Here is a 6,772-nt window from a genome sequence, read left to right as displayed (position 1 = left end):
CGGAGACGCGGGCGCTTGTGATGGCCCACGAGGCCCGAGAGTTTCTCGCCCGCCAGCTGACGCAGGTCGTGCCGAGGGCAGACGTACGGCGTGTCGGGCGTGATGATCGCCCGCCGACGCGGGCAGCCCGGCGGCGACGGGTTGTGGCGGTTGCCGCAGCGAAAGACCACGAAGCAGGCCGCGATTGCCCTTGCGAACCCCATGGCGCGGAGTCTCTGGTCCCTGACGAGAAACGGAACCTGCCATGACGCGGCGCAGGCCGCCTGAAAGACCCGGGACCAGTCGGTCCTGCCCGAGATGGCATGGTGGGATGATGGCCGTCAGGCCGACAAGCTGCCGGGATACCCTGTTCGGACCGGCGCGCTTCGGACGCGTGCCGTCGCACCCAAGGTGCGCCTGCGGCGCAACGATCGGGACCAGCGGCAGCCTGGCGGACTTTCATCAGGGCGCGCCGCCACCGTGCTGCAGACAGACGCCGAAGAAATGGCCGCAGCCGACCGGGTGCCAGATTGCCACGAAAAGCCCTTGCCACGCGGGAGCCATCCATGAACGGTGCGAGGCCCGTGGCGAACGGCTGGTCCGACCTCGCCGGCGACCTGGCCGGCCATCTCGAGGACAAGGGCATGCGGCACGTCCGCCGTGCGCCATGCCATCCGCAGACACAGGGCAAGATCGAGCTGTGGCCCCAGACCATGAAGAACCGCTGCGAGAGCATTACTGCCTGCCCGGGGATCTCGAACGCCTGGTCGGCGCCTGGCTCGGTCCGACCCCGCGTCGCGAGCGATCCGGGGAAACCGACACCAGCGGCGGCGTGTCGCGATGGGGCGACCGGCTGCCGAGGACCTGTCTGTTCGCGGCGGCCAGCGTCCTGCCGCACCGAACAAAGAGATGGCGCGCGCTGAAAGCATGCGGCCTGCGCCTTGTCGGGCGCAACGGCACGAAGACGGCGCAGGTCGCCGTCGCCCGGAAGCTGGCCGTGATCCTTCACCGCATCCGGGTCGACGGGACGGTCTTCGAACGGGGCAAAGAGATGCCGACATGACCGATGCACGACCCGACCCCGGGATTGCCGGACTGGCGCCATGCCTGTGATGTCCCGCCGGGACGGCGGCCGTGCTGACCTCGTTCAATCGGCCGCGGCCCGACAAGGCACCTGCGTTGCGTCCCTCGAAGGCACCCGAGCCGAACACCAACATGAGGCCATGACCGCGAAAAGGACCATGACCCCGCCAAGGATACAAAGAAACGCTTGACCAAGAACCGCAGTCAAAGGGTCGTTGATACACTGGACCCAGAACGGCGGACACGCATGTCGGCATCGCGGTCACATGGCCGGGTGGGCAAGGCCGACCCGATCATCACAATTGATCCTTCACGACGGCACCATCCTTCATGATCAGGACAAGGTTCGCCCGCGGATCGTCCAGCCAATCCAGATCCTTCTCGGGATCGCCCTCTACCACCAGCAGGTCGGCCAGTGCACCCTCTTCAATCACACCCAGGCGGCCATCGTAAGGTGCCCGCGCCCCTGAAAGGCCAAGCAACTCACCCGCCGCGCCGGTCGCCATGCGGAGCGCCTCTAGGGGGGCCATGAAACGCGTGAGTTTCGCGAGTTGGCGGCCCTGACTGATTGTACCGCGCGGGTTCATGAGGATGTCGGTGCCGAAGGCCATTCGCACGCCCGAGGCGCGCCCTTCCTCAAAGGCCCGGATCGTGCCTTCCGCAACTTCGAGTTGTTTGGCCTCCTGGCGAGGATCGCTTTTCGGGTTCGCGTCCTCGTCCGCGAGGAATGGTTGTATGGACCACCATGCCCCTTCGTCGCGCATCATGGCGATGGTCTCGCTATCTGCAAGTTGGCCGTGTTCGATGGATTTCACACCCGCCCGCAAGGCCCGCTGGATGCCGGCAGATGTGTAGACATGCGCGCAGACGTAGGTGCCCCAATCGGCCGCCGCCTCGACTGCGGCGCGCATCTCTTCCTCGAGGTATTGCACGGACTCGAGCGGGTCATAGAGCGAAGATACACCGCCCCCTGCCATGATCTTGATCTGACTGGCGCCCTTCATCAGTTGCTCTCGCGTGCGGCGCAGCACGCCGTCGCGCCCGTCGGCGATGGCCGCGACTCCAACACGTTCGGAATGGCTCAGATCACCGGCGGCGCGGGGCACTTCGTTCAGCAAGCGAAAATCGCCATGACCCGAGGTCTGCGAAATCATCGCGCCGGACGGAAAGATGCGCGGGCCGGGCAAAACGCCCCTGTCAATGGCGAGTTGAAGGCCAAACGCCGGACCGCCGGTATCCCGAACGGTGGTGAACCCTCTCATGAGGGTCGCACCGGCCTCGCGCCCCGCCATCAGATGAACGAACCCGATATCGGCCGCCATAGCCTGGGTTTGCGTGACGCCAGCCAGCGTCGTATGCCAATGCGCATCAATCAGGCCGGGGATCACCCCGCGCCCGGCACAATCGATCCGCTTGGCGTCTTCTGGCCCTTGGCCCGTCGGAACAAGGGCCTTGATCCGACCGCCTTCGATCAGGATATCGCGACCGCCCTGCATCCGCAGCGTGGTGCCGTCGAAATAGCGCAGGTTGGTCAGAAGGATCGGGCGTCCGGCGTCCTGCCCGCTTGCATGGCCCGGGCCAAGGCCGAAGCCTGCGAATAGACCCAGCACCGCTGCCGTCCCGCCCAGAAACCGGCGCCGATCAAGATCGGCCGAAACCCGGTTGAATGCGGCCTGGGTCAAGGGCGCCCCGCACAGGCACATATCGATCCGCGCGCCTGTCTGCGGATCTGGCTGAAGACATGAAAGGCACATGAGCATCTCCGATACTTGCAAACCTGCGGGATAATCCGTGGTTCCCCTAAGGTTAACGTTGGCCCTTTCAATCAGGCTGTGTTGCCCATGATCGTGCGGCACGACCTGGGTCCAGATACGTGGGAACTTTGTAGTACGGACACGCTTGTAGACCAGTGTCGATGCAATGCCCGCCCCGCGCGGATCATCGGAGGGAAATGTGGCCAGACAGAAGTCCCGAAGTTTCGCCGTCATCGGCCTTGGCACCTTCGGCACCACCGTTGCGTCGGAACTCGCACGTTTCGGAAATCATGTGCTCGGGATCGACACGGTCGACCGCAACGTGTCGCGCGTGGCCGATACGCTGGCAGAGGCCGTGATTGCCGACGGGCGCGACGAGCAGGCGCTGCGCGAGGCGGGAGTCGGGAACTACGACGTGGCCGTGATCGCTATCGGCGAAGAGCTCGAGGCCAGCATTCTGTGCACCATGAACGCCAAGCTGCTGGGCGTGCCAACCATTTGGGTCAAAGCGATGAGCCGCACGCATCACCGCATTCTGACCAAGCTGGGCGCCGACCGCGTCATCCAGCCGGAACAGGAAATCGGTCGGCACATTGCGCAGATGCTGCACAATCCGCTCGTGCGAGACTATGTCAGCCTTGGGAACGGGTTCCATGTCGTCGATTTCCGGGTTCCGGGCAGCCTCGAGGGCAAGCGGGTCGATGGACTGGGCCTGCGCGACAAGTTCGAACTGCGCGCGCTCGGCCTTATGCGCGGCAGCGAGTTCCTGTCCTGCGACTCCGGAGCGCTGGAACTGAAGGCAGACGACAAGCTACTGCTGCTCGGTCGGCGCGAGAACCTGCGCCGTTTCGCGGACGGGCTCTGAGCCTTGCGGCGCTTGCGATGGGCGAAGCGGGGCGGTCGGCTGAAGATCCCGCCACCCGCGATCCTCGCAGCGCTTTACGCGGTGCTGATCACGTTGGGCGCCGGGCTGCTGATGCTGCCTGTGGCAACGCCCGCGCCGATCACCTGGTCGGATGCCATCTTCACCGCAGCCTCGGCTGTCACGGTGACCGGGCTGGTCGTGATCGACACGGGCAGCGACCTGACGGTTTTCGGCCAGGGCGTGGTGATGGTGCTGGTCCAGCTTGGGGGGCTGGGCCTGATGACCTTCGCCGTACTCGTGCTTTCGATGCTGGGCCTGCCGGTCAGCATGTCGCAACGCATGTTCCTGCGCGAGGATCTCAACCAGACTTCGATTTCCGATCTGATGGTGCTTGTGCGCGGCATCCTCAAGGTCGTTCTGGCATGCGAACTCGTTGGCGTGATGCTGTTGTCCGTCGTCTTTGTCCCGGAATTCGGCTGGGCCGAGGGGCTCTGGCAGGCGCTGTTTCACACGGTGTCGGCCTTCAACAACGCGGGCTTCGCGCTTTTTCCTGACAGCCTGACGGGCTGGGTCGGCAATCCGGTCGTCAATCTGACCGTGCCCGCGCTTTTCATCTTTGGCGGGCTGGGGTTCATCGTGGTAACCGAGCTCTATGAAAGGCGCGGCTGGCAAGCGTTTTCGTTGCACACCAAGCTGATGGTCGTCGGCACCCTCGCACTGATCGTCTGGTCCGTGGTGATGTTTGCGGCGCTCGAATGGAACAACCCGCGCACGCTGGGTGCCCTGCCGCTGCATGACCGGTTCTGGGCCAGTTGGTTTCAGGGCGTCACGACCCGCACTGCCGGCTTCAACACGGTCGACATCGGCGGCCTCCACGACAGCACGTCGATGATGTTCATGTCGTTGATGGTGATCGGCGGGGGCAGTACATCCACCGCGGGCGGCATCAAGGTCACGACCTTCATCGTGCTGCTGCTGGCGACGCTTGCTTTTTTCCGTCGCCGCCAGCAATTGCACATCTTCGGCCGCAGCCTTGGACCGGAAGAGGTGATGAAGGTGCTTGCGCTGACGATGGTCAGCATCCTGACGGTGTTCATGGCGATCTTCCTGATCACGATCTCCCACGACGGCGATTTTCTTGATCTTGCGTTCGAGGTGACATCGGCCTTCGGCACCGTTGGCCTGTCGCGCGGTGCTACTGGTGAATTGGACGGCTTCGGCCGTGCCGTGATCGTGGCGGTGATGTTCATCGGGCGCGTGGGTCCCCTGACGCTCGGTTTCTTCCTCGCCACACGCGCCAAACCACGGCTTGGCTATCCCGCCAGCAGGGTGTTTCTCGGGTGACCCGGATAAGGTCGGCGTCTTGTCGGTCTGGCAAGCGGGGCATGCGTTCCTGTCCCCTAGGCGCGCAGACACCGGGTCATACATGACAAGCGCCTTTTCAGACGCTGCAACCGGGTCGAGATCCCGTTCGGCGGGCGTCACGGCAGCGTGCCGCCTTCCTGCGCCGGACTGGCGGGCCGCCACCGGGGCCCGTCCGTCCGGTTCAGGGGTCAGGCCTGCTGGACCTTTGGCCCGGTGCCGGGAAACACTTTCGCGATAAAGCCGCGCAGACCTGTTGGCTTCGCCGGGTAGGCCGCTTCGCACATCACGCCTGCCAGTGTCGTGTAGGCCGCGGTCCAGGCTTCCTTGACCTCAGGGGTGAAGGCATCGCCCAGGCCCTTCTCCAGGGTGCGCAGCAGGGATGCGCCGACCTTGTCGTAGTCCTCGGCCTTCACGCCGTAACCGACATGGCGGACAGCAAGCTGCTGGGCCACCGGCACGATCTTGTCCAGATCGCGCAGTCCGTTGACCACCACGCCCAGCGTGGCCATCAGCTTGGCGCCCTGGTCCTTCATGTTGCTGCCCGCGAAATATGGTTTCACTTCGGGGGCCGTTTCGAACAGGTCGCTATAGAACAGCTCCGCCGCGGCGTCCTTGATCGGAACCACCTTGGCGAAGCTGTCCTGGATCAGTGCGATCTGGGTGTCATTCATGTTCGTTTTCCTTGGTTTGAAAGGGTCTGGCGAAGTCCAGTGCCGCCTCGGCACCGCCGCTCGCCCAGACCATGAAGGCGACGGCAGCGGCCACTTCGGCATCGCCGAGCGCGGCGTTGCCGCCGCGTGCGGGCATTTCAGTGAAGCGTGGTCCCATGAAGCCGTCGGTCGCGTGCGCGACCAGAAGGTCCATGCCCTGCGCGATGCGGGGCGCCCAATCCGCCGTGGACGTGATCTTGGGCGCCCCGGTCAGCTTGTTCCCGCCGTGGCAATTCTCGCAGGTGGCGCCCCAGACCGTGCGGCCGACCGCAAGGAAGGGATCGGGCGGCATGGGCAAACGGTCCGTCCGCACGAAACCGTCCAGCCCCGCCGGGCTGGCGACCGGGTCGGCGGCCAGTCCTGCGGAGGCGGCAAGAACCGCCGCGAGAAGCGGGGCGATCCGGCGCATCAGTCCATCGGGATGCGGATGACCACGCCGCCCATCACGTCCCCGGCCTTGAAGTCGCTGCGCGGGGTGTCCTTGTGATCGTTGTGGCAGGCCCAGCAGGCTTCGGCGACGGCGACATCGGGGTAGACCGCCGTGAAATAGGTCGTCCCGCCGAGGTCTTCCTCGCCGTAGAAATTCTCGCCCGGATTTGCGGCGATGTATTCGAGCCCCTCGCGTTCCATGTCGGTGGTCGGTGCGTTCTGCTTGTTGATTGGCCAGAGCGACAGCAGCGAGTACGAGAACTCGTCTGTTTCCTCGGCCACCATCTCGGCGCCGTAACGGAACATCTGCGCGGGCAACACCAGCGCCTTTTCATCCATGTAGTGTTCAGACGCCTTGATCACGCCCTCTTCCACCGCGAGGCGGTTGACGATCATCCGGGTATAGACCGTGCGATCCGAACTCATCACGAGGTGAAGCAGATCGGTGACGGTGCTGTAGTCCATGCCGTCCGAAACGGCCGGAACGGCGGCCGTGCCGAGCATGCCGCACAGGATTGCGGCTTTGATCTTCGTGGCTTTAGCTTTCATACTGATGGCTCCTGTGTCGTCTTGATGCGGGATGCGTG

The 6,772-nt window shown here is 64.6% G+C and carries 8 protein-coding genes and 1 pseudogene; 4 read left to right on the top strand and 5 right to left on the bottom strand.

Annotated features, from left to right (window positions below; all coding sequences use genetic code 11):
- On the bottom strand, positions 1-203 hold a 203-nt coding region (locus tag DKT77_RS21225; protein WP_238547985.1), incomplete at its 3' end, for a hypothetical protein.
- Positions 204-569: 366 nt separating this feature from the next.
- Between DKT77_RS21225 and DKT77_RS21220 the strand changes: the two are divergent.
- Positions 570-760, top strand: a pseudogene (locus DKT77_RS21220) (IS3 family transposase); the annotation flags it as partial.
- Positions 743-1,042 carry a transposase gene (locus DKT77_RS21215; RefSeq protein ID WP_420798331.1) on the top strand — a complete coding sequence of 100 codons (300 nt, stop codon included), beginning with the start codon at positions 743-745 and terminating at the stop codon, positions 1,040-1,042. The pseudogene DKT77_RS21220 and the gene DKT77_RS21215, both read left to right, overlap by 18 nt.
- Before the next feature lie 316 nt (positions 1,043-1,358).
- Here the strand turns inward: DKT77_RS21215 and DKT77_RS18805 are convergent, their stop codons facing one another.
- Positions 1,359-2,744 carry a metal-dependent hydrolase family protein gene (locus DKT77_RS18805; RefSeq protein ID WP_238548019.1) on the bottom strand — a complete coding sequence of 462 codons (1,386 nt, stop codon included), beginning with the start codon at positions 2,742-2,744 and terminating at the stop codon, positions 1,359-1,361.
- 271 nt (positions 2,745-3,015) lie between these two features.
- On the opposite strand from DKT77_RS18805, the gene DKT77_RS18800 reads away from it, so the two are divergent.
- Together DKT77_RS18800 and DKT77_RS18795 are read left to right on the top strand one after the other, a co-directional pair.
- Positions 3,016-3,681 (top strand): potassium channel family protein, encoded by a 666-nt coding sequence (locus DKT77_RS18800; protein WP_238548018.1) that lies wholly within the window; start codon positions 3,016-3,018, stop codon positions 3,679-3,681.
- Between the two features lie 3 nt (positions 3,682-3,684).
- Positions 3,685-5,025 carry a TrkH family potassium uptake protein gene (locus DKT77_RS18795; protein ID WP_238548017.1) on the top strand — a complete coding sequence of 447 codons (1,341 nt, stop codon included), beginning with the start codon at positions 3,685-3,687 and terminating at the stop codon, positions 5,023-5,025.
- A 209-nt stretch (positions 5,026-5,234) separates the two neighbouring features.
- Here DKT77_RS18795 and DKT77_RS18790 read toward each other — a convergent pair whose 3' ends face one another.
- Genes DKT77_RS18790 through DKT77_RS18780 form a run of 3 tightly spaced genes read right to left on the bottom strand, consistent with a single transcriptional unit; the run spans position 5,235 to position 6,734 of the window.
- On the bottom strand, positions 5,235-5,717 hold the full coding sequence (locus DKT77_RS18790; RefSeq protein ID WP_109813186.1) for a globin family protein: 483 nt from the start codon (positions 5,715-5,717) through the stop codon (positions 5,235-5,237).
- Entirely contained in the window at positions 5,710-6,165 is a 456-nt protein-coding gene (locus DKT77_RS18785) for a c-type cytochrome (RefSeq protein WP_109813185.1), read from the bottom strand. Before DKT77_RS18785 ends, DKT77_RS18790 begins: the two co-directional genes overlap by 8 nt.
- Entirely contained in the window at positions 6,165-6,734 is a 570-nt protein-coding gene (locus DKT77_RS18780) for a Tll0287-like domain-containing protein (protein WP_109813184.1), read from the bottom strand. The genes DKT77_RS18785 and DKT77_RS18780 overlap by 1 nt, the downstream gene beginning before the upstream one ends.
- Between the last annotated feature and the right edge of the window lie 38 nt (positions 6,735-6,772).

The sequence above is a fragment of the Meridianimarinicoccus roseus genome, assembly GCF_003172915.1.
GTDB classification, from domain to species: domain Bacteria; phylum Pseudomonadota; class Alphaproteobacteria; order Rhodobacterales; family Rhodobacteraceae; genus Meridianimarinicoccus; species Meridianimarinicoccus roseus.
Note: the sequence above shows the minus strand (reverse complement) of the source record. Positions and strands in the feature narration are given on the sequence as shown.